22 protein-coding genes are annotated in these 24,410 nt (G+C 39.6%); 8 read left to right on the top strand and 14 right to left on the bottom strand.

Annotation, left to right across the window (positions count from 1 at the left end; translation table 11 throughout):
- Positions 1-149: 149 nt before the first annotated feature.
- The 4 genes from PVK63_RS05510 to PVK63_RS05525 all read right to left on the bottom strand — a co-directional run bounded on the left by PVK63_RS05510 (position 150) and on the right by PVK63_RS05525 (position 3,224).
- Positions 150-1,676 carry a DEAD/DEAH box helicase gene (locus PVK63_RS05510; RefSeq protein WP_274440000.1) on the bottom strand — a complete coding sequence of 509 codons (1,527 nt, stop codon included), beginning with the start codon at positions 1,674-1,676 and terminating at the stop codon, positions 150-152.
- A 156-nt stretch (positions 1,677-1,832) separates the two neighbouring features.
- Positions 1,833-2,555 (bottom strand): YebC/PmpR family DNA-binding transcriptional regulator, encoded by a 723-nt coding sequence (locus PVK63_RS05515; protein WP_130043500.1) that lies wholly within the window; start codon positions 2,553-2,555, stop codon positions 1,833-1,835.
- 90 nt (positions 2,556-2,645) lie between these two features.
- Positions 2,646-2,852, bottom strand: coding sequence for a DUF3283 family protein (locus PVK63_RS05520; protein ID WP_130043499.1), 207 nt, complete (start codon positions 2,850-2,852; stop codon positions 2,646-2,648).
- 177 nt (positions 2,853-3,029) lie between these two features.
- The gene (locus PVK63_RS05525; RefSeq protein WP_130043498.1) at positions 3,030-3,224 is read right to left on the bottom strand and encodes a PA3496 family putative envelope integrity protein; all 195 of its coding nucleotides are present in this window, start codon (positions 3,222-3,224) and stop codon (positions 3,030-3,032) included.
- A 294-nt stretch (positions 3,225-3,518) separates the two neighbouring features.
- Here PVK63_RS05525 and PVK63_RS05530 point away from each other — a divergent pair, with 294 nt between their 5' ends.
- Positions 3,519-3,875, top strand: coding sequence for a YkgJ family cysteine cluster protein (locus PVK63_RS05530; protein ID WP_130043497.1), 357 nt, complete (start codon positions 3,519-3,521; stop codon positions 3,873-3,875).
- Between the two features lie 4 nt (positions 3,876-3,879).
- Here the strand turns inward: PVK63_RS05530 and PVK63_RS05535 are convergent, their stop codons facing one another.
- Positions 3,880-4,377, bottom strand: a complete 498-nt coding sequence (locus tag PVK63_RS05535; RefSeq protein WP_130043496.1) for a M48 metallopeptidase family protein — start codon at positions 4,375-4,377, stop codon at positions 3,880-3,882.
- A gap of 115 nt (positions 4,378-4,492) precedes the next feature.
- Here PVK63_RS05535 and PVK63_RS05540 point away from each other — a divergent pair, with 115 nt between their 5' ends.
- Entirely contained in the window at positions 4,493-4,777 is a 285-nt protein-coding gene (locus PVK63_RS05540) for a hypothetical protein (protein WP_130046723.1), read from the top strand.
- Between the two features lie 359 nt (positions 4,778-5,136).
- Positions 5,137-6,402: a RidA family protein gene (locus tag PVK63_RS05545; protein WP_274440002.1), complete on the top strand. Its 1,266-nt coding sequence runs from the start codon at positions 5,137-5,139 to the stop codon at positions 6,400-6,402.
- A 102-nt stretch (positions 6,403-6,504) separates the two neighbouring features.
- On the opposite strand, the gene gbpA is transcribed toward PVK63_RS05545, so the two are convergent.
- A complete protein-coding gene (gene gbpA / locus PVK63_RS05550) occupies positions 6,505-7,980 on the bottom strand; it encodes an N-acetylglucosamine-binding protein GbpA (RefSeq protein WP_274440045.1) in 1,476 nt (491 codons plus the stop codon).
- Positions 7,981-8,495: 515 nt separating this feature from the next.
- Here gbpA and PVK63_RS05555 point away from each other — a divergent pair.
- On the top strand, positions 8,496-9,884 hold the full coding sequence (locus PVK63_RS05555; protein ID WP_130046813.1) for an SLC13 family permease: 1,389 nt from the start codon (positions 8,496-8,498) through the stop codon (positions 9,882-9,884).
- An 83-nt stretch (positions 9,885-9,967) separates the two neighbouring features.
- Here PVK63_RS05555 and PVK63_RS05560 read toward each other — a convergent pair whose 3' ends face one another.
- Positions 9,968-10,915, bottom strand: a complete 948-nt coding sequence (locus PVK63_RS05560; RefSeq protein WP_130086191.1) for a hypothetical protein — start codon at positions 10,913-10,915, stop codon at positions 9,968-9,970.
- 717 nt (positions 10,916-11,632) lie between these two features.
- Between PVK63_RS05560 and PVK63_RS05565 the strand changes: the two genes are divergently transcribed.
- On the top strand, positions 11,633-12,679 hold the full coding sequence (locus PVK63_RS05565; protein WP_130086190.1) for an alpha/beta hydrolase: 1,047 nt from the start codon (positions 11,633-11,635) through the stop codon (positions 12,677-12,679).
- Positions 12,680-12,696: 17 nt separating this feature from the next.
- On the opposite strand, the gene PVK63_RS05570 is transcribed toward PVK63_RS05565, so the two are convergent.
- Both PVK63_RS05570 and PVK63_RS05575 read right to left on the bottom strand, forming a co-directional pair.
- The gene (locus PVK63_RS05570) at positions 12,697-14,397 is read right to left on the bottom strand and encodes a class I SAM-dependent methyltransferase (protein ID WP_130086189.1); all 1,701 of its coding nucleotides are present in this window, start codon (positions 14,395-14,397) and stop codon (positions 12,697-12,699) included.
- 69 nt (positions 14,398-14,466) lie between these two features.
- Entirely contained in the window at positions 14,467-15,594 is a 1,128-nt protein-coding gene (locus PVK63_RS05575; protein WP_130043489.1) for an HNH endonuclease, read from the bottom strand.
- Between the two features lie 220 nt (positions 15,595-15,814).
- On the opposite strand from PVK63_RS05575, the gene PVK63_RS05580 reads away from it, so the two are divergent.
- Positions 15,815-17,674 (top strand): 3'-5' exonuclease, encoded by a 1,860-nt coding sequence (locus tag PVK63_RS05580; RefSeq protein WP_130086188.1) that lies wholly within the window; start codon positions 15,815-15,817, stop codon positions 17,672-17,674.
- A gap of 220 nt (positions 17,675-17,894) precedes the next feature.
- On the opposite strand, the gene PVK63_RS05585 is transcribed toward PVK63_RS05580, so the two are convergent.
- Positions 17,895-18,131: a hypothetical protein gene (locus tag PVK63_RS05585; protein WP_130043487.1), complete on the bottom strand. Its 237-nt coding sequence runs from the start codon at positions 18,129-18,131 to the stop codon at positions 17,895-17,897.
- A gap of 217 nt (positions 18,132-18,348) precedes the next feature.
- Here PVK63_RS05585 and PVK63_RS05590 point away from each other — a divergent pair, with 217 nt between their 5' ends.
- Positions 18,349-19,155 (top strand): crotonase/enoyl-CoA hydratase family protein, encoded by an 807-nt coding sequence (locus tag PVK63_RS05590; protein WP_130086187.1) that lies wholly within the window; start codon positions 18,349-18,351, stop codon positions 19,153-19,155.
- 15 nt (positions 19,156-19,170) lie between these two features.
- Here PVK63_RS05590 and PVK63_RS05595 read toward each other — a convergent pair whose 3' ends face one another.
- Both PVK63_RS05595 and PVK63_RS05600 read right to left on the bottom strand, forming a co-directional pair.
- Positions 19,171-19,515: a rhodanese-like domain-containing protein gene (locus PVK63_RS05595; RefSeq protein WP_130086186.1), complete on the bottom strand. Its 345-nt coding sequence runs from the start codon at positions 19,513-19,515 to the stop codon at positions 19,171-19,173.
- A gap of 174 nt (positions 19,516-19,689) precedes the next feature.
- On the bottom strand, positions 19,690-21,156 hold the full coding sequence (locus PVK63_RS05600) for a peptide MFS transporter (RefSeq protein WP_130086185.1): 1,467 nt from the start codon (positions 21,154-21,156) through the stop codon (positions 19,690-19,692).
- Between the two features lie 339 nt (positions 21,157-21,495).
- On the opposite strand from PVK63_RS05600, the gene PVK63_RS05605 reads away from it, so the two are divergent.
- On the top strand, positions 21,496-22,608 hold the full coding sequence (locus PVK63_RS05605; RefSeq protein ID WP_130086184.1) for an NADH:flavin oxidoreductase: 1,113 nt from the start codon (positions 21,496-21,498) through the stop codon (positions 22,606-22,608).
- Between the two features lie 97 nt (positions 22,609-22,705).
- Here PVK63_RS05605 and PVK63_RS05610 read toward each other — a convergent pair whose 3' ends face one another.
- Both PVK63_RS05610 and PVK63_RS05615 read right to left on the bottom strand, forming a co-directional pair.
- Positions 22,706-23,155: a PTS sugar transporter subunit IIA gene (locus PVK63_RS05610; protein ID WP_165367110.1), complete on the bottom strand. Its 450-nt coding sequence runs from the start codon at positions 23,153-23,155 to the stop codon at positions 22,706-22,708.
- Positions 23,152-24,408: a PTS ascorbate transporter subunit IIC gene (locus PVK63_RS05615; protein ID WP_130086183.1), complete on the bottom strand. Its 1,257-nt coding sequence runs from the start codon at positions 24,406-24,408 to the stop codon at positions 23,152-23,154. The genes PVK63_RS05610 and PVK63_RS05615 overlap by 4 nt, the downstream gene beginning before the upstream one ends.
- Positions 24,409-24,410: the final 2 nt, after the last annotated feature.

The raw sequence follows: 24,410 nt of genomic DNA on the forward strand, positions 1-24,410 counted from the left end.
ACTGTTAATTTTAGTAACAGTATTATCAATGAGGCAGCGTCTTTAAATTAATACTTTTATCATCTAAAAAATAGGACAGTGCAAATACAACAAAGCCAGCTAACTTAGCTGGCTTCTTAATAATTTCTAATGGAGGCTAACAATAAAGACTATGATTGTACCTGAGGCTTACGCGCTGGGCGTGGGCCTTGACGACGTGGCTTTGTGTTACTTGCTGTAGATGAACCACCTGTCTTTGGTTTTCCTGCCGCTTTTGGTTTACCACCACCAAAATTGCTGCCATTACCACGGTTTTCACCATTGCCTTTCGTCTTTGGTTTACCGCCTTCCACAGGACGTTTTTTATTATTACCGCCCTCTTTCTTTGCGCCGCCTGCACTGTGTTCCGTGTTGCGTCTTTGGCTTGGTTTTGCACCTTGCTTATGACCATTACGGTTCTCACCAGAACGTTGACCATCTTTATGATCCACACGTGGTGCTTTTGCTTTCTTTGGTTTCTTCGCTTTGATTGGGCGAGTATCCAATTTAGACTCAGGCACTTTTAGTGTTGGTTCAAAACCTTCAAGCGTATGACGAGGTAATACTTTTTGAATTAGACGTTCAATCGCGAATAACTCTTTTGCTTCATCTTCACTCACAAAAGAAACCGCTTTACCCGTTGCACCAGCACGACCAGTACGACCAATACGGTGAACGTAATCTTCTGGCACTTTTGGTAAATCAACGTTAATCACTTGAGGCAATTGCTCAATATCTAGACCACGAGCAGCAATGTCTGTCGCCACTAACACACGAACTTGACCAGACTTAAAGTTAGCTAACGCTTTAGTACGTGCGCCTTGGCTCTTATTGCCATGAATAGCTGCCGCACTAACGCCTTTCTCTTCTAGCGTTTTAGCTAAACGGTTTGCACCATGCTTAGTCTTACTAAATACTAGTACTTGCTTCCAATCGTTATCTTTAATTAACTTAGTTAGCACGCGTGCTTTCTTCGTCTTATCAACAACGTAAACAGATTGCTCAACCGTCTCTGCTGTTGTATTACGTTGTGCAACCGAGATCTCAACTGGGTTATTCACCAAGCCTTTTGCTAATTGGCGGATCTCATCAGAAAACGTTGCAGAGAACAGTAAGTTTTGACGGTTCTTAGGTAATTTGTTTAAGATTTTTTTAATGTCATGAATAAAGCCCATATCTAACATACGGTCCGCTTCATCCAATACTAGAATTTCTAATTGGTCGAATTTAATCGCGTTTTGGTTCGCAAGATCCAATAAACGACCTGGGGTTGCCACTAAAACATCAACACCTTTACGCAGACGCTGCATTTGTGGGTTAGCTTTAACGCCACCAAAAACCACATCAGAAGTAAGAGGAAGGTTTACACTGTACTTTTCAACACTCTCATGAACTTGTGCTGCAAGCTCACGTGTCGGAGTTAATACCAAAGCACGCACTTGGTTAAACTTACGCTTAGGACCATTTGATAAACGCTCAAGAAGAGGCAGTGTAAAGCCTGCTGTTTTACCTGTACCTGTTTGAGCCGCAGCCATAACATCCTTCCCTTCAATTACCGCAGGGATCGCTTGTAATTGGATAGGTGAAGGTGTGCTGTAACCTTGTGCTTCTACAGCTTTTAAAATAGGGGCAGATAAGCCCAAAGAGGTAAAACCCATACTAAAATGTTCTCTATATTGTTCATTAAGCGCAAAACTGCGAGCGCTGTAGCATACAGTAACTTCTAGATTACTCAATCCTAAAGCGCAGTTTAAAACGAAAAAGCCGAGCAACTAAGGCTCGGCTTTGATTCATTCTGTAAAATTAGGACTCTATTAGTCTTCTAATTCTGCGTTGTGATAAACCTGTTGTACGTCATCACAATCGTCTAGTAGATCTAAGAATTTTTGGAATTTCTCAGCATCTTCGCCTGTAACCGCCATTGGGTTTTGAGGTACAAACGTAATTTCTTCCACATCTACAACTAGATCTGGGAACTCAGCAGCCAGTGCTGTTTTCACTTTAAAGAACTCAGTGTGTGGTGCGAATACTGTGATCACGCCATCTTCAAGTTCGATATCAGAAACATCAGCATCTTGCATCATAAGCGCTTCAAGTACAGCTTCTTCGTCGTCGCCTTTAAACTGGAATACAGCTTGGTGATCGAACATGTGAGCACTTGTGCCTGGGCTACCAATTTTAGCGCCAGTTTTAACGAAACATTGGCGAACGTCTTGGAAAGTACGGTTACCATTATCAGTTAAACAGTCAACGATTACGCTTGCGCCGCCTGGTGCAAAGCCTTCGTAACGTGCGTGTTGGTAATCTTCACCGCCGCCGCCAGTCGCTTTATCAATTGCTTTATCAATGATGTGTGTAGGCACCTGATCTTTTTTCGCTTTCGAAATAAGATGCTTTAGAGACAAGTTCATGTCTGGATCAGGACCGCCATTCTTAGCACACATGTAAATTTCTTTACCGTATTTAGAATAAACTTTGATTTTTGCGCCTTGTGTTTTAGCCATTGAGGCCTTGCGCACTTCAAAACTTCTTCCCATCGGGATTCTCTCTTATGTTTGTGGACTTTAAAATTATCGGCAGATTCTACCAAATTACTTAGGGAATAGGCTAGTAAAGATCAAGGAACCTTACGCTACGCCCATTTTTGACTTGTATTTTTCAATAGATTGCTGAAAAAAGAGACGTTCCGCCTCATCTTCTATCTTCTCAGCCTCTACGATCCAAAGATCGGGACCTGCTTTTGCGTTTTTCACCTTCCACACAAAGAATGCCGCTTGTTTATCAAGTTCAATTTTATTTTTTTCTTTCGGAGGTAATAGGGACAGGTTTTGCATAACAAGCTCATTTAATTAATCACAACGAAAGTCTACTTCGTCACTGAGTTATTTTCTAGCACTGTTTAACAATAGCGAGCAAAGTATAGGATGCAGAAACAAAAATGCGCCAAACTGCTGTCTTTAGCAATGGCGCATTAGTAAAACACTTGAAGGTATGAAGGTAGAAATCAAAAATTAATGAATAAGACCCAGGTCTTTCGCTTCTTCTAGGGTGAGACCACTTTCTCTGATCTCACGCATCGCTTCAATACGACGACGCGCTGCTGCTTTTTTCTGACACTCCGTAATGTTTGTTATCACTTCATCGTTTATTTCGTACTTGCCTTTCATGTCGGTGATTTCACCGTGATCAATAGAATTAATAGACATAATAACCTCCTAAATCCATACCCTTCAGACGTATGTTTAGCAAAGCCAATTGAGCTTGTTAAATCTATTTATTCCAGAGTGTGAGCTAAGTTAGATTTGTGATTTATTTTCTCAAAAATACTATCTTTAATAGTATCAATTAACTACATTTAAACGTTCAGCTTCAGAGAAAAATCCTGCGTAACATCACTTTTTTATCTCCCTATTTTCTTGCCTCTACGCTTTATTGTTCGTGCTATCTGTTAATGTGCGCTATGCTAGCCTTAAATTATATTGATATAAATAATGATAACTATGACCATCAACAAAATCGACATTACGGTTCATACCGACTCGCCATCATCAGAGTCCCTGTTAACGAGTGCTTCATTAACCAAAGATTCAGGTATAACCTGTGATACCTGCCGAGCTTGTTGCTGTCGATTAGAAGTCATGCTTATTACCGATACCGGCGTACCTGAAGAGTTTATCGATACTGATGACTGGGGAAGTGAAGTAATGCTGCGTTTGGATGATGGTTGGTGTGCCGCCGTAGATCGCGACACACTAATGTGCACTATTTATGAAAATCGTCCGTGGATCTGCCGTGAATTTGAAATGGCCTCTTACGAATGTGAAGTCGAGCGCAAAGAAAACGGCATCGATAAATAAAACATTAAGACGACAGTGTCTCCAAGTAAGTCAAATACAAACGCGCATCAAACTCAAGCTGATGGTAGTCTGGCTCCATGTGACAGCACAACGCATAAAACGCCTTGTTGTGCTCTTTCTCTTTGATGTGCGCCAACTCATGCACCACGAGCATACGCAGCAAGGGCTCTGGTGCCTTCCGAAACACACTCGAAATCCTAATCTCATTTTTAGCTTTTAATTTATTGCCATGAATGCGTGACACAAACGTATGAAGGCCAAGCGCATTATTCACAATGTGTATTTTAGGATCATACACGACCTTACTAAGAGGAGATGATTTCTTAATGTACTTGTTCTTTAATGCTTGAGTGTAATCAAACAACGCCTTTTCAGACGTAATATCATGCATGGTCGGGTATTTATTCTTTACCCATTCCGCCAACTTTCCATTGGTTACCATTGGCTCAACTTGTGCCAAAATATGCTCAGGATAGCCTTTTAAATAACGTAACTTAGTCATGCTTTATACTCATGATCTCATTTTACTCATAATGCGCTATTGTACCCTACTTTCTTTATCGCTACTCTACTCTCTCTTCCTTCTTCACTTTTCTATTTTTAACCAAAGAGATTTTATGAACTTTCGTCACTCATTTTCTAGCACCATTAATCAAATAAAAATAGCAATTGGTGAAGTCATCGAGTTCCAATCTCGTATCTGGGTGATCAATATCCATGAAGGTACGCTTAACGACGAATCGTTCATTATTAATGAAGATAGTTTCCAAGAACCAATGCAGTGGATGGTAAAAAGGCAATACACGACAGAGATGATAGAAAGAGTTGACGCAATGAAACGATCACAAGTACTCGTTTTAACATTCAATAATACAGAGCATCGTCTTATTCGTGTAAAGTAATTTTAAGCACGCAATATAGCTTATGTACATGAAATAAATTTAGATATAAAAAGGTAATACTATAAAATTATTTCATTCGGCATGGGGAAATACGACAAAATAATAATAAAAAAGCAATAAATACAACAACTTACCACTGCTCTCACCCCTAAATACTTAGCAGCAAAAATTAAATAAATAAAATTACTTTCAGTATTGAATATTAATTAGTTTATTACACAGTAATTAAAGAATAAATATTCATATTATAAAATAAATCCATTTTAGCCCTTATATTACTTGGAGTTTATTATTAGACTCATTTTTAATTGATATCTACAACCTACTTAAATAATAATTCCATAAAGGAAAATATAAACATGAGTAATATCATAATTAAAAATTCAAGAAATACTAAAAATGCACCACAAGATACTCTGTCTACGCAAAGCGTCGCTTTCTCTCACTACAATAATATCTCGGCACAATTACCAATAAACCCAGTAACTGGTGCTCTTGTTCATGGTGATATCACAGCTCAAGCGCAACAATGTCTAGAAAACATCGCAGCGATAATCAAAAGTATCGGTCATGTCATGAGTGATGTCGTTAAAATAAACATCTTCCTAAAAGATATTTCAAACATGGTGGCTGTAAACACCGTATATGCCGACTTCTTTGAAAACGATTTCCCTACTCGTGTTGTCGTTGCTGTTGCTGCCTTACCAATGGATGGCGCATTAGTACAAATGGATGCCTTAATTTCTAACGGTGAAGGCACACACCCACAAGCGCCTTGCGAACTCATCAAAATGGCAAGAAATACTGAAAATGCCCCACAAGATACACTATCAACACAAACCGTCGCTTTCTCGCATTACAATAATGTCTCTGCTCAATTACCAATAGATCCGGTAACAGGCAAGATAACAACTAGCGATATAAAAGAACAAGCGAAACAATGCTTAAAAAACATTAAAGCCATTTTAGAAAGTATTGATGTTCCTCTTGATGACATTGTTAAAATCAATGTTTATCTTAAAGATCTTGCCGATATTGATGCTGTAAACGAAATGTACACAACCTTCTTCCCTGACTCAGCTATCGCTAGAGCTGTCGCTTACGTCCCTGCCCGTACCGTTATTGTTGCTTCAGATTTACCAATGAATGCCTTAGTTCAGATGGATGCGGTGGTATCACATGGCGATGGTACTCCACCACAAGAAGTTGAAGATCGCCACGGTATTGTAATTAACGCAAACAATACAGAAGATGCCCCACTAAATGCACTTTCTACACAAACAGTGGCTTTCTCTCACTACAATCATATTTCAGCGCAGTTACCTATTAATTCAAAAACAGGAACCATTGACGCTAGTAATATAAAAGAACAAACAGAGCAGTGTTTAAATAACATCAAAGCTATTGTAGAGAGCATTAACCATGTGATGGATGATATCGTAAAAGTTAATATCCAACTTAAAGACATTACCGATCTTAACGCCGTAAATGACATTTACAAAACCTTCTTTAATAGCGACCTACCTGCACGTACCGTTATTGGTGTTTCTGCAATCCCAATGAATGCCCTTATCCAAATTGATGCTGTAGTTTCTAACGCTGAAGGTACACCTCCACAAAAGTAACCTTAATTTGGTTTATCGTATAAATACAAAAAAATCAGGCCTACTCATTACTGAATAGGCCTGATTATTATTTAAGTGATACTGATAATGACAGTGAGGTAATTACTTCACTTTATCCCATGCCATTGACCAATCAGAGCCAACGCCAGGTGCAAAACTTGTTGCTGTTTCAGTCCATTGAACACAGTAACCAGAATAAGGGAATGGCTTACATTGGTAGATAGCGCCATCTTCAGCCAGTACTTTTGTGCCTGCTGTGTAGTTTTTTACGTTCTCTGGGAACACGAAATCATAATCACCTGCTGGTGGCGGTGTTTGCTCTTCCATCAAATGGAAATCAGATGTGGTTTGCTCAATTAACTCACCCTCTGTATTTTTGATACGAGAAACAAGCATATGATGACCTTTTTCTGATTTAGATAATGTCATTAATACTGGCTTAACATCACCATCTTTTAGATCAACAACCGCGTTCGATAACGCTTCTTTTGCATGGTTATAAACCGTTAGCTCTACATTCATATCGCCCACAGCGTATAAGCTAAGATCTAACTCTGTCGCCGTATCACCAATGGTATACATAGACGCTAGGCCTTGAATATCTAACTCATAGCTTGGCTCTGGTGTTTCGATTTGGTAGCCAATCTCAACACTCTTTAGACCGCTGCCTGCTTTTAAATACACAGGATTTGAACCAAAGGCTGGAACAAACTCACCTTTCTCATTTAGCTGACCCGCAGCAATATTAGCTTGCTCTTGGTTAATCTTCGTTGCTAATGCATGCGTCCAGTTATTTGCTTGGCCTTGAGTTGCATTTTCAATCGTCACGCTTGTCGACAAACGGCTGTTTTCGCCAGAAGCATCGAACACGCGAGTAAAGACACGGTCACCCACATTAAGATCACGCGTAGGGTTAATTTGACCACCTTGAGTCCAAGTTGGGTCAACCACACCACCGTCACCTTCAAATTTCACATCAATAACGTTATAGAATGCCGCAGCCGTATCGCCCACATCCCAAACAGCCAAAATCACTTGGTAACCTTCACGCTCTGGAACCACGCACTCATGAGAGAATGTTTGTGGGTATAGCGGCGGTTTTTCCATGTTGTATTCAAGCTCACAGAACGGCGTCAAATCAAAAGAGTCACGCGTTAATACTGCGTTTTGATTCCAGTTCTGTTTTGTCATGTAGTACTTCCACGTTCTTGTTACGTGGTTAGCCGTAAACGTCCATTCAAACGTTTGTGCGCCAGCAGTCATTGGACGCTTAACCCAACGATCAGACGTTTGTTCGTTTAACTCAGAGAACTGAACTAAACCTGCACCTGCGATTTGACCATCTGCTGGGCCATTTTCAGGAAAACCTTCAGGGCCTTCAACACTCTGAGGCTCCCACTGCACAGAGCCACAGTTGGTATTTTTTTCTTGAGTATCAGAGGTTGGGAATTTACATAAAGCAGCACGAGAGCCAGCGATGCCACCGTTTGTTTCAGAAACATAACCGTGGGCAGACACACCAACACTAGTAGCCATTAGCGATAATGCTAATATTGTTTTTGTTGAGCAGTTGTTCATCATTTTTCCTTTAGGATTATAATTTTATTAGCACACAGACTGAAGGTTTACGTCCTATTTTCTCGAATGGTTTATCGATACAATTGTGCGCGCAGGAATGTAGTTGAAAATAAACATCTAAACGAGAAATATAACGCTGTACTGGAAGTCAAATCACGAAATAAAAAGCGGATACAAACTTGCTTACAATTGGTTCATATCACCATTCATAAATCCATTTTATTTACTTTATAAAACCAACCAGATTATAAAAAACAATATCAAAATACATAGCTAAAAAATCGAAAACACAAATAACAATTAACATAAAAACAACAACTTTACACTCAATTCTGTTTAAAAAGTGAGTATCCGCATAGTTATGAAATCGTCCAAATGATCAAAACGACACTCTTGATAACCTTTTATTTACTGAGGTTAATATTCTGTAACAATAGTGCTTAGAAAAATCAATAACTATAAAGTTAAGTCTGAAATTCATCGTTAGAATGGAGCTCATCATGCACAAAAATGAAATAGACAAAAACGAACATATTCCATTACCCACCAACACCAAGGAATGGTTCTTAAGTAAAAACAGTTTTATTATTCTCGCCGATATTGTTCTTTTTGCTCTGCTATACAAATTTTTACCCTTTGAGCAAAACGTCGTTCTCGGTTTAAGTATCTTAGCCTTTGTTGCTATTTTATGGTTAACCGAAGCCTTACACGTCAGTGTTACCGCCTTATTGGTTCCCATTTTAGCCGTGGGCTTTGAGATTTTTGATACCACCAAAGCACTGAGTAATTTTGCAAACCCAATCATCTTCTTATTTTTGGGAGGATTTGCCTTAGCCGCCGCGTTACACAGACAAGAGCTTGATAAAGTCATTGCAGATAAAGTATTAATCTTAGCCAACGGCAAAATGAGCACCGCAGTCTATATGCTATTTGGTGTTACCGCAGGTTTATCCATGTGGATCAGTAACACAGCAACCACTGCCATGATGTTACCGTTAGTATTGGGTGTCCTTAGTAAAGTCAACGCGAAAACAGGCCACAACACCTATGTCTTTGTGCTACTTGGTATCGCTTATTGTGCCAGTATTGGCGGGATCTCAACCATTGTTGGTAGCCCACCAAACGCCATTGCAGCAGCAGAAGTGGGGTTAAGTTTTACAGAGTGGATGTCGTTTGGTGTACCAATAACCCTCATTCTTTTACCTGTCACAGTTGGCCTATTATATGTGATGCTAAAACCCAATCTTAACGAGCTATTTGAGCTGAACCACGAGCCTGTTACTTGGGATAAAGGCAAAGTCGTAACCTTAATGATCTTTGGTCTCACCGTTACGCTATGGATTTTCAGTAAACCAATCAATGCCATGTTAGGTGGGTTTTCTAAATTTGATACCTTAGTGGCGCTAATGGCCATTGTGCTGCTTGGTTTTGCTCGCGTAGTACAGTGGAAAGACATTGAAAAAACCACCGATTGGGGCGTACTGCTGCTGTTTGGTGGTGGTATCTGTCTAAGTAACATCCTAAAAGCAACAGGCACAAGTAGCTTCTTAGCATACAGCCTGAGTGATATTTTATCGCAAGCAGGGATTATATTTACCATTTTAACGGTTGCGGCGTTCGTTGTGTTTTTAACCGAATTTGCCAGTAATACCGCCAGTGCGGCACTGCTTATTCCGGTATTTGCCAGTGTCGCCGAGGCATTAGGGATCTCCCCTGTGGTGCTTTCAGCTATGATTGCCATCTCAGCCTCTTGTGCCTTTATGTTGCCAGTTGCAACACCACCCAATGCAATTGTGTTTGGCTCAGGCCACATCAAACAATCTGAGATGATGCGCGTCGGTATTTATCTAAACCTAGTGTGTATTGTTATTTTAACGGCGTTTGCTTCCATCTTCTGGGCGTAAAACGCTATATAAAAAATACGGCCTCTGTAATTACAGGGGCCGTATCATATCGTTAAATATCAATTGATGATGCAGAGCTAAACTTAACGCCAAAACTCATCATTAGGATCACTCTCTTCACACCATGCAGCATCTCGGCGCGCCGCTAAATACCACTGTAAACCATCGAACAAAGCAAAGGCCGTAGGCCCACCTAAATGCTCGAACGCATCAAAAAACGCATCTTCTTGCTCAATTAAACTCTCTAATGTCGTGCATGAATGGGTAATTGCCCACTCGATAGCTTCTGGCTGAGCGGTTGCCTCATCCATAACAACAGCCACAAGAGGAAGCGTTGCACTTAGTTTTTCAGCCTCGTTCAATTCACGAAGATCGTCCTTATCTTGCTCTTGGTTTTTTATCTCATCAATAATGGCCAAACGCTCTTTATAAGACACATCGCGGTTTAACTCCGCAATACGCAGCGCATAAGCAAAACGCTCAGAGCCCACTATCTCGATCAACGTCTCAAGCAACACCAAATCTAATGACATCGCTTTTACATGGTACTCAATACACGCCTGAATACTTAAATAACGCACCCCATTAAATTCATAACCACAGCTTTCGTCATAGCCATCTAAAGGCTCGCCATCTACCGCTAAATCCCACCCTGTGTATTCAACACGTTCTTTGGCAATTTCATACATAGGCCATGCACTTTTACCAAAGCCTTCAAGTATTGCTCCATGAAACTCAGACGCCTCTAACTCTTCTTTGGTCCACTGCAAACCAATGCCCAGATGCTTAGCGTACTTGTTCATTAACGCGTGCTTAATTTGGTCACGGAACGACCAGATAGATTCAGATACCCCAGCCGATGGCAACGCCAAGCACTCTTTACATGCAGGCAGCTCAATAGGTTGATGGGTTATTTGACGAACTTGATGCGACGATTTAGGAAAAGAGAGGAGATCGAACGAAGGCTCACCACAAAACCAACAGGTGTGTCTGAGGTTAAAAGGAATATCGATAAGTGAATAGTGAGACATTAGGGCTTCCGATCTAAAAAAGAAAACCCTAGTTTAACTGATACTGCGTATTAAGAAATTACTCTTTTTCTCTTAATATACGAAACGTGTGTATTGCCATTGGAATGATGATAACCGCCAACCCTACGATTAAAAACCCCATAAATATCATGAATGAACTCTGCCCACTCAAATTAAGCATTCTGCTACCCTTTCTATTTAATTAAGCCATTTTATACCAGTCTACATAAGTATTTGATCATTCTTGCTTGTTAAAATCGATTATACCTGCGTTATAAACTTTGAAATTAGATCCACTAGTTACTGCAATTTATGCCTTGCTCTAATCGATTTTTCCTACGCAATTATCTGAACAACGACTTATCTAGAATGGTATTACCTAGCCCAGCAATACTATGTTGTATTTTTTCTGGGTTATTATTATTATTTTTAAAGTATTGACTCTACCTTCTTTACAAACGGCATTATGCTGTATCACTTTTCAAAATTAAATATTTTACTTACAAATACGCGAACTCAGATCACAAACCCAACTATTTTTTTAACCTACTGATATTTATAACAATAAAAACAAAGGAAGAACTCTTAAAAATAAGACAATTACACGTTTTATTTCCCTTCAATTAATACTCATTCGCAACTTTTTGTGACCAGACTATCTTGATGAAAGAAAACACCTATTCTATCACTCCCGATAGAATGCAATAAGGATGTTAAGTGATATTCATATTAAGTACGCGACACATTGAAACCACCCCCTCCCTAAAGCGCCATACCAACGAGCCCGGCGATGCTCATTATTTGATCTTGCCTGATGATGCCCAAACTCCCGACATTAACAGCCATCAATATTCACAAGCAGAGTGGATAACCAAGCTAACCCAAAACGCCACCAATGGACACCACCCAAGTGAACACCCACTTGCAGACTTTAAAACTGGCAATATTTTGTTCTTTGCACATGGTTACAACAACAGCCAAGAAGAGGTTATTCAACGTCATAAATTGTTGGATATGCACCTTAAACAGCATGGGTTTACAGGCACTATTGTCAGCTTTGATTGGCCCTGCGCTACTTATACGCTTAACTACCTTGAAGACAGAATGGACGCCTACCAAAGCGCACTGAAATTGGTAACGGCTGGTATTACCCCACTGGCGATAAATCAACTTAAAGAGCACCAAAACCAATGTGATATTGATGTGCATTTACTGGGTCACTCGACAGGGGCTTATGTGATACGAGAGGCCTTTTACCAAGCCAGTAAAAACCGCAGCCTACAGCGCATTCACTGGAACGTAAGCCAAGTGTGCTTTATAGGTGGAGACATTGCCAGACAATCACTCAGCCATGATGATAACAAATCAAAACCTCTGTTTGCCCAAGCCAGTCGCATAACCAATTACCAAAGCCCTTTTGATAACGCCTTAAAAATATCAAACATAAAACGAGCAGGCCTAGCCCCACGCTGCGGACGCGTTGGCCTACCCGATGATGCACCAAGTAATGTGGTTAACGTAAACTGTGGCGACCATTGGCAAGCGTTAATACAACCGAATGAAGATAAGCACATAGGTAACTGGACACACTCTTGGCACTTTCACTGCACACATTTTGCCGAAGATTTAGCCCACACCCTACAAGGTGATATTGATAGATTAGCCATACCGACAAGAGAGCGAGTAGATGGAGAGCTAAGATTAACAGTAAAAAAGACAGGTATACCCAAGAAGGAAAGACGTAGGATTAAAGAGTGGGAGTGAGTTGCTCCCACTGAGTATTACCATTCTCTAACTAATAAGCGACTCTGAACCCCTTTGATTTGAAATCCCATTGCATCAAATACCTCCTCAAAATCTCTGCATTGAGGGGGGATATTTGGTAATGACAGCGAGGCTTCATTGAAGAATCGTTGCTGATCACTAGGCTCATCCCACGCTTGTTGCCACCATTCTATAATTGCTGGTTTGGCTTTATCTAATCTCGATAACGAAGGGACTCTATCTCGCTTCTCTAAATTTGACTTACTGCATGTCGGTAATAAATTCCAATGATCGTTATTCGGCCAATGAGCAAAAGGCAAACAGTGATCAACATGATACTCACCTTTCAACGCTTGATGACTCCAAACGCAATTAATTACCTGGTTATTATTTCTCAGTTTTTCAACCTTAGTGCGCACCCTATTGGTATCATGCTTTTTATCTATCCAAACCAAGCAATCATGATATGTTTGTAAGGTTATATTATTCTCTCTATTTGCCTCAAAGCGCTGCATTTCAGATATCCATTGATTAACCACTAATGGTTCAATCCAAGAATAATAAAGGCGGAAACACTCCCAAAGGTTTTGCTTTAACACAAACGAACCAAAGCTTTCAAAGAAGGTAGAATCAAGCACAATACTGGATTCTATTTGACGTCTTTTAGGTGGCGCAACAGTTAAAAATTCATGCTTTTTGTCTTTTGAAGAGCCCGAATAAATAAAATTAATTGGCCCATCTTTCATGGTTTTTATCGTTGCTTGCATTGCTTTTTGTAAGGCTTTTGCTTCTTCACCACAAAATACAGCGCCAATAGCTAAATCATCAGCGGATAAATGAGTAAGTTGATCCCATCCATCTTCCGTGATAAACGCTAAGCCTTTTTTGGTATTACTGTTTTGTTGAATATTACCGACATCAATTAATCGCTTATATGCTTTAATCCAATACAGTGCGACTAACCCTAATGGAATAGAGACTTCACCATCAGTGCGATCCAACACACAGCCTGAATGAGCATCTGCAATACGCAATAACACACGCAGTAGCGCTAGTTTATAGGTTGAGCTTTTGCTGTCATTAACAATGATACGACGAACTTTATTAAGATCACCAAAACCATCATCAGGTAAACTCATCACAACCGTTTGCCATTTAACCTCGCTACGCTTTAATGCATCAGGCTCAGCTTCAGTAACTAATCGCGTGTGTAAACAAGCATCTTTTGAAAATTGAGCTAATTCATCAATTGAACATGAATACGAACTTCTACCATCAGTGAAATCACCATGACGTAAACTGATCACCAAGCGCCCATTTGGAGCAAGGAGGTTTGAGAGTTTTCTAAAAGCGCGAGCACGTGAACTTGGTGGAATGTGCATCCAAACAGCACTAACCAAAATGACATCAAAGCGTATGCCTAATCCGATGGTGTGACTCAATTCAGGTAATGAATCATCCAACCATTGCACTTGTTCACCTGTGTGTTTTTTGCCTAAATCTCGCATTTCCTTTGCGGGCTCTAAAGCAATAACCGTACACTTTTGATCTAAAAACCATTTGGAATCTCGACCAATACCGGCCCCGACATCCAGAATTTTCTCACCAGAAAATGGCCAAAATAACTTCCAACTGGCATGAACTTTCTCAAACGTTACTAATGTGTAATTTTTAAGTAGTTCTTCTGAATGTTGATTATAAAATTGAATGTTTTTCATAAGTGCTATGTACTGCCTTGTTAGCCTATTGAGAGTTTCAATTTGAAAATATTTCTAGTATAGACTCTATTATCGCCCTTTAAATAAAGTCATTCGATGATGCTTTAAATATTTTTCATGTTCTCGATTTACATGAAAAGACATTCCGTCAGTAATACCTAATATTTCTGGTTTTTCCAAGTGACTAGAAACCATTACTTTTCCTGAATTTTCAAACGAAATAAATCCAAGATCAAAAGCTTTATCTAAATTAGCAAGCAATAACAAACCGTTAAATTTATCTAGCCGTTCATCATTATTAGCGTCTCGCCAAGGTTTAATATGCGACGCAACCAACATCTGTGTATTTTTATATCCAGTTACTGAGCATCCTTTCCACATCTCTATAAGTTGTTTTCTAAATGTTCCCTGTCCCATTCTGGTGTTGACCATTATTGATTTTTCAGTTTGGGTTAATTTTGTATTCTCAAAAATCTCTTGAATATCTGCTTTTACATCTATTTGGGATAAATCAGAAAGAAAATGTTGATATGAGTTTAATGCTGCACTGTACATACTGTTCCCTCTCGCATTAAATTCTTTAAATTTTTCAAGCGAACGAGCACTTTCTGAAAGACGACAAAACTCTCGAAAAGACTTCACCTCAGTTAATGGCGCATCTATAAGCCCCTCTTGTACCATCCAATTAGAAATAGACCCACGAATCGCTTGAGAGTAATTCTTCGCTGTTTTCTCAGATTTACCAATATCAATAAGCCATTGAATATAAAGCTCAGTTAAGTCTGATAAATTTTCTACTAACGCATCTTTAAAATCATTAACTACTATTGAACTTTTTAAGTAATCAAAAAGCTCACAATCCAAATAAGCATAATCAACTGCTTTATTTGAATACCCTTTAATCAGGGAAACATCAATACCTTCTTGGTAAGATAAATGCCAAAAACCTTCACTTTTTAAATGATAAAAAGGGTTTTCTGGAGTATCTCTATCTTGACCTTGTTTGCGTTCATTAAAAAAATATGTGAACCGATTTTTCAAAGTAGCATCAAGTTTAATTTTATTCTCATAGATATAGCCCGCTTGTATTAAATCCATAACAGCAAGTAACATGCATACTTTATGAGGGCTTTTCTTTCCCTTACTACTATTCATGTTTAAATTACGGAATTTGTCTACATAATACTCAACAGACATACTTCATCCTATAAAGAGATTTAAGTTAGATTAAAAGCATAAGATTAATAATCCTATACATTCTAAAACTTATTAATAATGTATTGATTTTATCGTAAATAAACAAAAAAAACATGAAAAGCATCACTAAATCAAAAAGTTACTTTATTTGGTTATTCATCACTTTTCTTAATAGAATATTACCCTATAATCAGGCCAAAATTCTTATTCTGAGTAGTACATGGCTGAGTTAATACCAACATTAAATACCTGTTTACCAAAAATGACATCAGGCGAAAAACGTTTAGCACAACGGCTAGAGAGCTTGTTAGAGGATGATTATATATGTTGGTATGATATTCCTGTTGGGCGTCTGCGTCGCTACCCAGACTTTATCATTTTGCATCCTGCTCGTGGGTTACTATTTCTTGAAGTTAAAGACTGGAAGATCGATACCATAAAAAGTATTGATGCGGCTCGGGTTGAATTGCTGACCCCTAAAGGCATTGAAACAACCAGTAATCCTATTGAACAAGTTCGTCAATGCAGCTACCAAGTAATTGATAAACTTAAACGTGATAAATTACTTATTAACCAAGAAGGAAAATACAAAGGCAACTTATGCCTTCCTTACGGTTATGGTGTTGTACTTACCAATATTACTCGAATGCAATTAGACAGAGCAATTCCATTAGAGGCACAAGACTCAATACTCCCTCACCATTTAGTTATCTGTAAAGATGAAATGATAAGCACAATAGATCCTGAGCATTTTCAATCGAAGCTGTGGCACATGTTTAATTATCAGTTTGGGAACAAATTAACATTACCTCAAATAGATCGAATCCGTTGGCACCTTTTCCCTGAAATTCGCATTTCAAGTTCTGAGCAGCAAACTCTATTACCTTTAGAGAATGATGATGAATCAGTAAATACCAATGCCTATATTCCCGACATCATAAAAATTATGGATATTCAACAAGAGCAATTGGCTCGAAGTTTAGGCGACGGGCACCGTGTTATTCATGGTGTGGCAGGATCTGGAAAAACGCTGATCTTAGGCTACCGCTGTTTACATTTAGCTGAACAGTTAAAAAAGCCAATTCTTGTCCTCTGTTTTAATATTACGTTAGCGGCAAGATTACGCAGTTTCATTGATGAAAAGGGCATTTCAGGACAAGTTCAGGTTTATCATTTCCACGATTGGTGTGGGCAACAGATCAAAACCTATCATTTAGATGTCATTAAAGGTGATGCACCTTATTGGGAACGACAAGTAGAGACCGTTATTAATGGTGTTGAAAAAGGAGATATTCCAAAAGGACAATACGGAGCATTATTAATTGATGAGGGGCATGATTTTGAAGCTGAATGGCTTACGTTAGTTACTCAAATGATTGATCCTGATACTAATTCTCTATTGCTGCTTTATGATGATGCTCAATCAATCTATAAAAAGAAAAATAATTTAGATTTTAGTCTAGCAAGCGTTGGTATTCAGGCTCAAGGCCGAACAACTGTACTACGTTTAAATTATCGTAATACAAGAGAGATCCTGTCTTTCTCATATAATTTTGCTAAGCAATATTTTGAAAATTCAGACGCTAAAGAAATCCCATTAATTCACCCCGAATCAGCTGGAATTACTGGTACGCATCCTGTTGTTAAAAAGTTTTCAACAATGGATCAAGAAGTTGAATATGCAATAAAATGTTTAGTCCATTGGCAGAAAAATGGTTATGCGTGGAGTGATATTGCCATTATTTATCCTTGTAAACACATTGGACAAAAAGTATCTGAAGCATTACAAGCTAAAGATATTCCTTATATTTTGCTCGCTAAATCTGAATATAAGAAAAAATACAACCCAAGCACAAATGTTGTTAATGTTCTGCCGATACCAAGTAGTAAAGGGCTTGAGTTTAAAACAGTTGTCATTCTAAACTCATCAAATATTCCTAAAAAAAGCAGCGATAGATCAGAAGATATTCGTCGGCTATACGTAGGTATGACCCGCGCAACTCATAATTTATTAGCTACTTATCATAAAGAAAATGAGTTAAGTGAAAGTCTTGAGGCTGCCGCTACTATAAATGCATAACCCCTAGCCCTGATTGTGACCCGTAGGGACAAGACACAGCGAAGCGTTTTGTGGCTTGGTTGAGCCATTGGTGTGTAGCGAAGAATGAGCGTAATGCCAATTCGCGAGATAAAGCAGGTTGCCCGAAGGGTGCTTCTTTGCAAGATGCTTAGATTGAGATAAGAGTTGTGATGATTAATTTAATGACTAAGAACGAGAGATTGTTTCTTAGTCATTAAGATTAGGCAATATTGTTTAGCGCTCGCTGTTGATCCATGTAAACTTTTAATCGGTTCGCTCTTGATTCGATTTCTTTCTCTCTTAATTCTCCGCGCTTCATGGCGAAGTTGATGGCTTGTTGGTCGTACACGCCTTCGTTCTGCATTTTCATGTTACTTATGCTGTTTTTTAGCTCTTCTTGGCTTCTGTCTCTTTCTATTGATTCAGTTTGAATTTTACCAATTGCTTCTACTTTCATATCGCCTCTGACCCCGTATTTATACCAGATGGGCTTTCCTTTTTTCTAAATTTAGTTGTAAGCGCTAATCTGGTCAAGCAATAGTGAAGCAACTTTCACAACTTTATGGCAAAGATCAATGCTTCGTGCTCTATCTCTTATATCTATCACGCTTATCCTGCTCTTTTTGGCTTTTTAACTATACTGGTGGTGGGATTGAAAAATTAAAAGGATTTGTATGAACTACCAGCATCTTCAGGTTGAACAAGAGGATAATATTCTGATTGTTCGCTTGCACCGCCCTGAGAAACTAAATGCTGTCAATTATCTTATGTTTGAGGAGTTAATTGATGTTAGCCGCAAAGTTAAGCGTGATCACACCATTAGGGTGGTAATTTTAACCGGCAGTGGTGATAATTTTAGCTCGGGTTTGGATTTTAAGTCGATCATGAAACAAAAATCTCAAGCGATTAAATTGCTGTTAAAAATCTGGCCGGGCAATGCGAATAAGGCACAGCAAGTGAGTGCCAATTGGCGTGGGCTTTCAGTGCCTGTGATTGCGGCGATTGATGGGTATTGTTGGGGCGCTGGGCTTCAAATTGCACTTGGGGCTGATTTTAGAATTGCGTCTTCTCGCGCTAACTTGTCGATTATGGAGTCAAAAATGGGCCTAACCTCTGATATGGCAGGGTCTTTAACGCTTAGGGAGATTATGCCTAAAGACCAAGCAATGAGGCTCAGTATGTGTGCGACGCAGTTAGATGCAAAAACGGCGTTGCATCATGGGCTTATTACTGAGATTAACGACAAACCATTAGAGGCGGCAATTGAGTTAAGTAAACAGCTGTCGCAAACGTCGCCTGATGCGATTGCGGCAACTAAGCATATTTATAATCGTTATTGGACGGCGCCTAAATGGAAGCTTTTGGCTTATGAGAGTTATAGCCAAGTGCGTATTTTAGTGGGTAAGAATTTTATGCAGGCACAATATGCATTAAAGAAAAAAGCGCTGCCTATGTTTAAAAACAGACAACGCTTTTGGTGAGTTAACGGGTTGATTTTATGGCTTGGTCGATAACATTTCTTCTAAACCACCACCATTATGTACTTGGGTATAGCCTTCTTGTTGTAAGTAGCTCATCGCTCTACCTGAGCGCGCACCACTGCGGCAATACACCACAATAGGCGTATTTTTATCGATATTAGCAAAGGCGGTTTCAACGGTACTTAATGGCAAGTTTGCGGCGTCGGTTAGGTGTCCTTGGCTAAACTCACCTGGGGTGCGTACGTCTATTAATAGTGCGCCTTGCTCGACAAGAGCCCACGCTTGCTCACTGCGCTCTGATGCCCAACTGGTAAAAGACAGCATTGATAGTAGTAGACATAATCCCGCTTTAATTTTCATTCATTGTCCTTTTAAAATGCTCAGTAAAATTTGCCTTTATTTTAATCTGGATTGTGTGTTTTCACATAGGTTGCTCATCGTATTTATAGGCTAGATCAAAAAAGCCAGCGTATTCTCTTTAATAAAAAGGAATATCACTGGCTTTTATATCCGCCAAGTTAAATTGGCTATCTGTTACATTGCTGCTTGTTTGCGGTGTTTGAAATCCACAATCAAACCTAATACAAATACACCGACAGTCACAAATAGGATACTTTGGAATACGTGATGGTATTGCGTTGCAGAGACGATTAAATCTAAGGCTCCTGCATTTTCTCCAGTATTTGTTGAGGTAAACTGCGCGATATCTGCTGCTAAGTAGTTGGCCACAGAGCCCCCTGCAAGCATATAAATACCCGCTAATGTGCCTGTTGCGCCTTGTGGGTTTAAGCGTGTAATGGCAGCAAGGGCGACTGGGTCAATAAACAGTTCAGCAACACCAATGCACAACAAACCAACCATTAACCAAATGAAGGTTGTCTCGCCGCTTGCCATTGCTAGTTTTGATGACAAGGTAATTAAGCTAAAGCCTGCGGTTAATAATAAAAGGCCCATATTCAATTTAGTGAGCGTTCTTACTGAGATGCTTTTTGAGTCTAATATTTTCCATAACCATGCGACGGCGGCACCACCAACAATGACTGCGACAGGGTTAATGGCTTGGAAGAACGCGGTTGGAATGGTGAAACCACCAATATTGGTGTTGATGTTGCGCTCGATGAATAAGCTGATTGAGCTACCACCTTGTTGGTCAAAGGCCCAAAACACGGTACCAAAGAGCATGAAGTACATAATGGAGTTTAGTTTTTGGCGATCTTCTGCATCACTTTTACGATACAGACCAATGATATGCAGCACTGACATAAAACAAATCACGAACAAGATGTAGCCTGCCCATAGATTTTTAAGTACAAATACTAAACCTAATGTGGCGACGGCAATGGCGATGATCAGTAAAGACCAATGCGGAATGCCTGCGCTTTTTTGTTGTAATGCACTAAAGTTTGGTTGGCTTACATGAGCAAAGTTTTTGCGCCCTGAGATAAATACGCCCAAACCAATAAGCATCCCTACCCCTGCCAATGAAAAGCCGATGTGCCATCCCCATTTCATGGCGGCAAAACCACATAAGATAGGCGCAATCATTGAGCCGATGTTGCCACCAATATAAGAGATAGAGAAGCCTGCTTCACGTCCGTGCTCTTGTTCTTTAGTTTGGTATAGCTCGCCCAATAAGCAGCTTGAGTTGGTTTTAAAGAAGCCATAGCCACAGATAATTAATGATAGTGCGATATAAAGTGTGGTGTGATCGCTACTTGGGATACTGAGAACAAAGTGCCCTCCTACCATTAATAAGCCACCTAAAATCACTGACCAATAGTTACCTAAATATTTATCTGCTAAATAGCCCCCAATAATTGGCGTTACGTATACCAGTGAGGTATAGGCTCCATATAAGGCGTAAGCATGTTGATCTGACATTAATAGCTTTTCAGTTAAGAAAAGGATCAATAAAGAGCGCATGCCGTAATAGCTGAAAAACTCCCACATTTGTATCGCAATAATGTGGAATAGCCCTTTAGGTTGTTTGATCGTGTTCATCTGCTGCCCTATGACGGTTGCCCAAATAAGTGTCAATTATTTTTCTATTGGTACTTATTCACTAATATTGGCTAAACATACACAGCAACGATAAAAACACCAAGATATTTGCGGCAAATCCCGTGTAACATAAGTTTTCAAAAATGGAGGTAAGAAAACAGACTGATTTTGACAATAACTCAGCCCAGTCCCATTACTAAAAACATCGCTTTTTTTTGCCTTTTTAGCGACTGATATGCCTACTTCTTAATGTAGATTAAGGTTTTGCTCTTTTCTTAGCGCTACTATTGCCGCCCTTTTATCCCAACGACATGACAGAACACTTCGAGAGGATTACACTTGAGCACTTTGTTTACACAAACCAAAATTGGCAACATGACACTAAAGAACCGCTTTGTTCGAAGTGCAACGTGGGAAAATATGGCGACTGAAGATGGCCATATGACAGACAAACTTTACGATATCTACGAAGAGTTAGCTCAAGGTGAAGTTGGTTTAATAGTGACAGGTTATGCAAACATCGTTGAGGAAGAAAAACCCAATGCCGGCATGATGGGTATGTACAACGACTCTTTTATTGCTGAGTACCAAAAGCTGACTGAGTTAGTGCACAAGTATGATTCTAAGATTGCGATGCAACTGGCGTATGGTGGTACTAAGACCACGTATAACGTCGGCGAGCGTGTGATCTTTGCACCAAGTGACGTATGCGAAAGAGGCACGCAAACTCTTGGTAAAGCGATGACTAAAGATGAGATTGATTACATTGTTGATGCCTTTGCTCAAGCAAGCCGTCGAGCGCAAGAGTCTGGTTTTGATGGTGTTGAAATTCATGCGGCGCACACTTATTTAATCAATCAATTTTTAAGCCCATATTACAACCGTCGTGAAGATGAATACGGCGGTAGCTTAGAAAACCGCATGAGATTCTTAATTGAGATTTATGCCAAGATCAGAGAATTAGTGGGTAATGATTTCCCTATCTTAGTTAAGCTAACGGCCACGGAGTTTTTTGATGGCGGCTTAACCTTTGATGACACTCGCCTTATCTGTAAAAAACTGGAAGAGATTGGGGTTGATGCCATTATCGTTTCAGGCAATATTCACGGCAATGCGAGCACCATGATTGGCGAATCGTTCGATGGTTATACGCTGCAAGATGAAGGCTATTTCCGTGAGTATGGTGCGGTAATCAGTGAAGATATTTCTATCCCTGTTATTACGGTGGGTGGTCTTAACGATATTGGTGCAATTGAAGCCATTGCTGAGAACACCAACATTCAATATTTTGCTTTATCACGCCCTTTGCTTGCTGAGCCTCAGTTAATTAAGCGCTGGAAAGAAGGCAGCAGAGCAGAAGTGGATTGTGAGCGTTGCTCTAAGTGTCGCACCAAACGCGGTAATTTCTGCGTGGTGTATAAAAAGAGAAAGCCAAAGAAAGCACAAGCATAAATTTACTTTCTTTAGAGTGACAAATATAAAAAACGCCGCAGGTATTAACTGCGGCGTTTTAGTTTTAGTTTTAGTTTGATTTACTAGAGGGGGAATTCTAGTATTTCTTTAGGATCTCAACGATGTCGCTTTGGTTATCTGAATTAATGATAGCCTCGATATCTTCATCGTTTTGGAACAACTCGGATAACGCCATAATCGTATTGATATGACTGTCTGAATCCATTGCTGCTAATGTCACTGAAAAGTACACATCGCCATTGTCTTCTGACTCTAGGTTCACACCATTCTTAAACACGGTGATTTGAAGCGCCGCTTCGTTTACACCATCTTCAGGTCTTGCGTGTGGCATTGCAATTTTAGGAGCAAGCACATAGTAAGCACCAATTTCATTGTGTTTCTGTTTGATGGCTTCTAAGTAACTTGGTTCAATCTTTCCGTTTTTTAGCAATACTGAACATGTTAACGCTAACGCTGAATCGACACTTAAATTGCTTTCAGATGTGATAACAATACCGTCGTCACCAATTAATTCTAATAAACTCATGATACAAACCATCCAAGTAGTAGGCCAACCACACCAAAGTCAAAATCAGAGAAGGTTGTTGCTTCTAGCCCTAAACCACCAAGCACAGGAAGCAGTAACATTGGCAAGATTGAGATACAGATACCTTGTGTAAATGAACCTAAGATAGCGCCACGTAAACCACCCGTTGCATTACCATACACACCAGAAGCGCCACCCACGAAGAAGTGAGGAACAACACCAGCAACAATAATTGTCCATCCCATCATGCCTTGTACACCCATCATTAATAGGCCGGCAGAGAATGAAGATAAGAAGCCAATTAATACCGCGTTAGGAGCAACAGGGAATACCATTGGGCAATCTAGCGCAGGTTTAGCACCGGGTACTAATGTGTCCGAAATACCTTTAAATGCAGGAACAATCTCAGCAATCAACATTTTTACACCTTGAAGTACGATGTAAACACCGCCAGCAAAAGTAAGTGATTGCATAAAGGTGAATACCACCCAGTTTTGTCCACCAGATACGCTCTCAACAAACTCACCACCAGCAAAGCTAGAAGCCAATAAGAAGAACAGTGCCATAGTTACAGCAACCGCCACTGGCGTATCACGTAAAAACATTAGGCTTTTTGGTACGTTAATGTCTTCTGTTGATTTTGATGTGTCACCAAACTTGCTGCCAATATAGCCTGAAACCACATAAGAAAGTGTTGAGAAGTGACCCATTGCAAGTTGGTCTGTGCCCATTACTTTTTCAGTATATTTTTGAGCAATCGCTGGCATGATAACCATTAGCGAACCAACAATGATAGAGCCTACTGCAACTAATGTTGTACCGGTAATGTCTGCTGTTGATAAAATCACCGCAACAAGCATCGACATAAACATGGTGTGGTGACCCGTTAAAAATATATATTTTAAAGGAGTAATTCGAGCCAGTACGATATTCACAATAAATGAGAAGAACATAATTAATGCCATCTCATAACCAAACGCTTCTTGTGCTAATGCCACAATCGCTTCGTTATTTGGAATAACACCACTCACACCAAACGCTTCTGTAAATACGGTTGAGAAGTTATTTAATGCGCCAACCAAAGCGCCAGCACCAAAACCTAGAATTAAAAATCCCATTACGGTTTTAATAGTGCCTTTTAAAATGGTGGATATATCTGACTTTTGAGCAACAAGGCCAATAAAGGCAATTAAACCTACCATTATTGCTGGCTCTTTTAATAAGCCAAGCATAAATTCAAAGAAATTAACCATAA

Source organism: Aliivibrio sp. S2TY2 (assembly GCF_028765525.1).
GTDB lineage: Bacteria > Pseudomonadota > Gammaproteobacteria > Enterobacterales > Vibrionaceae > Aliivibrio > Aliivibrio finisterrensis_A.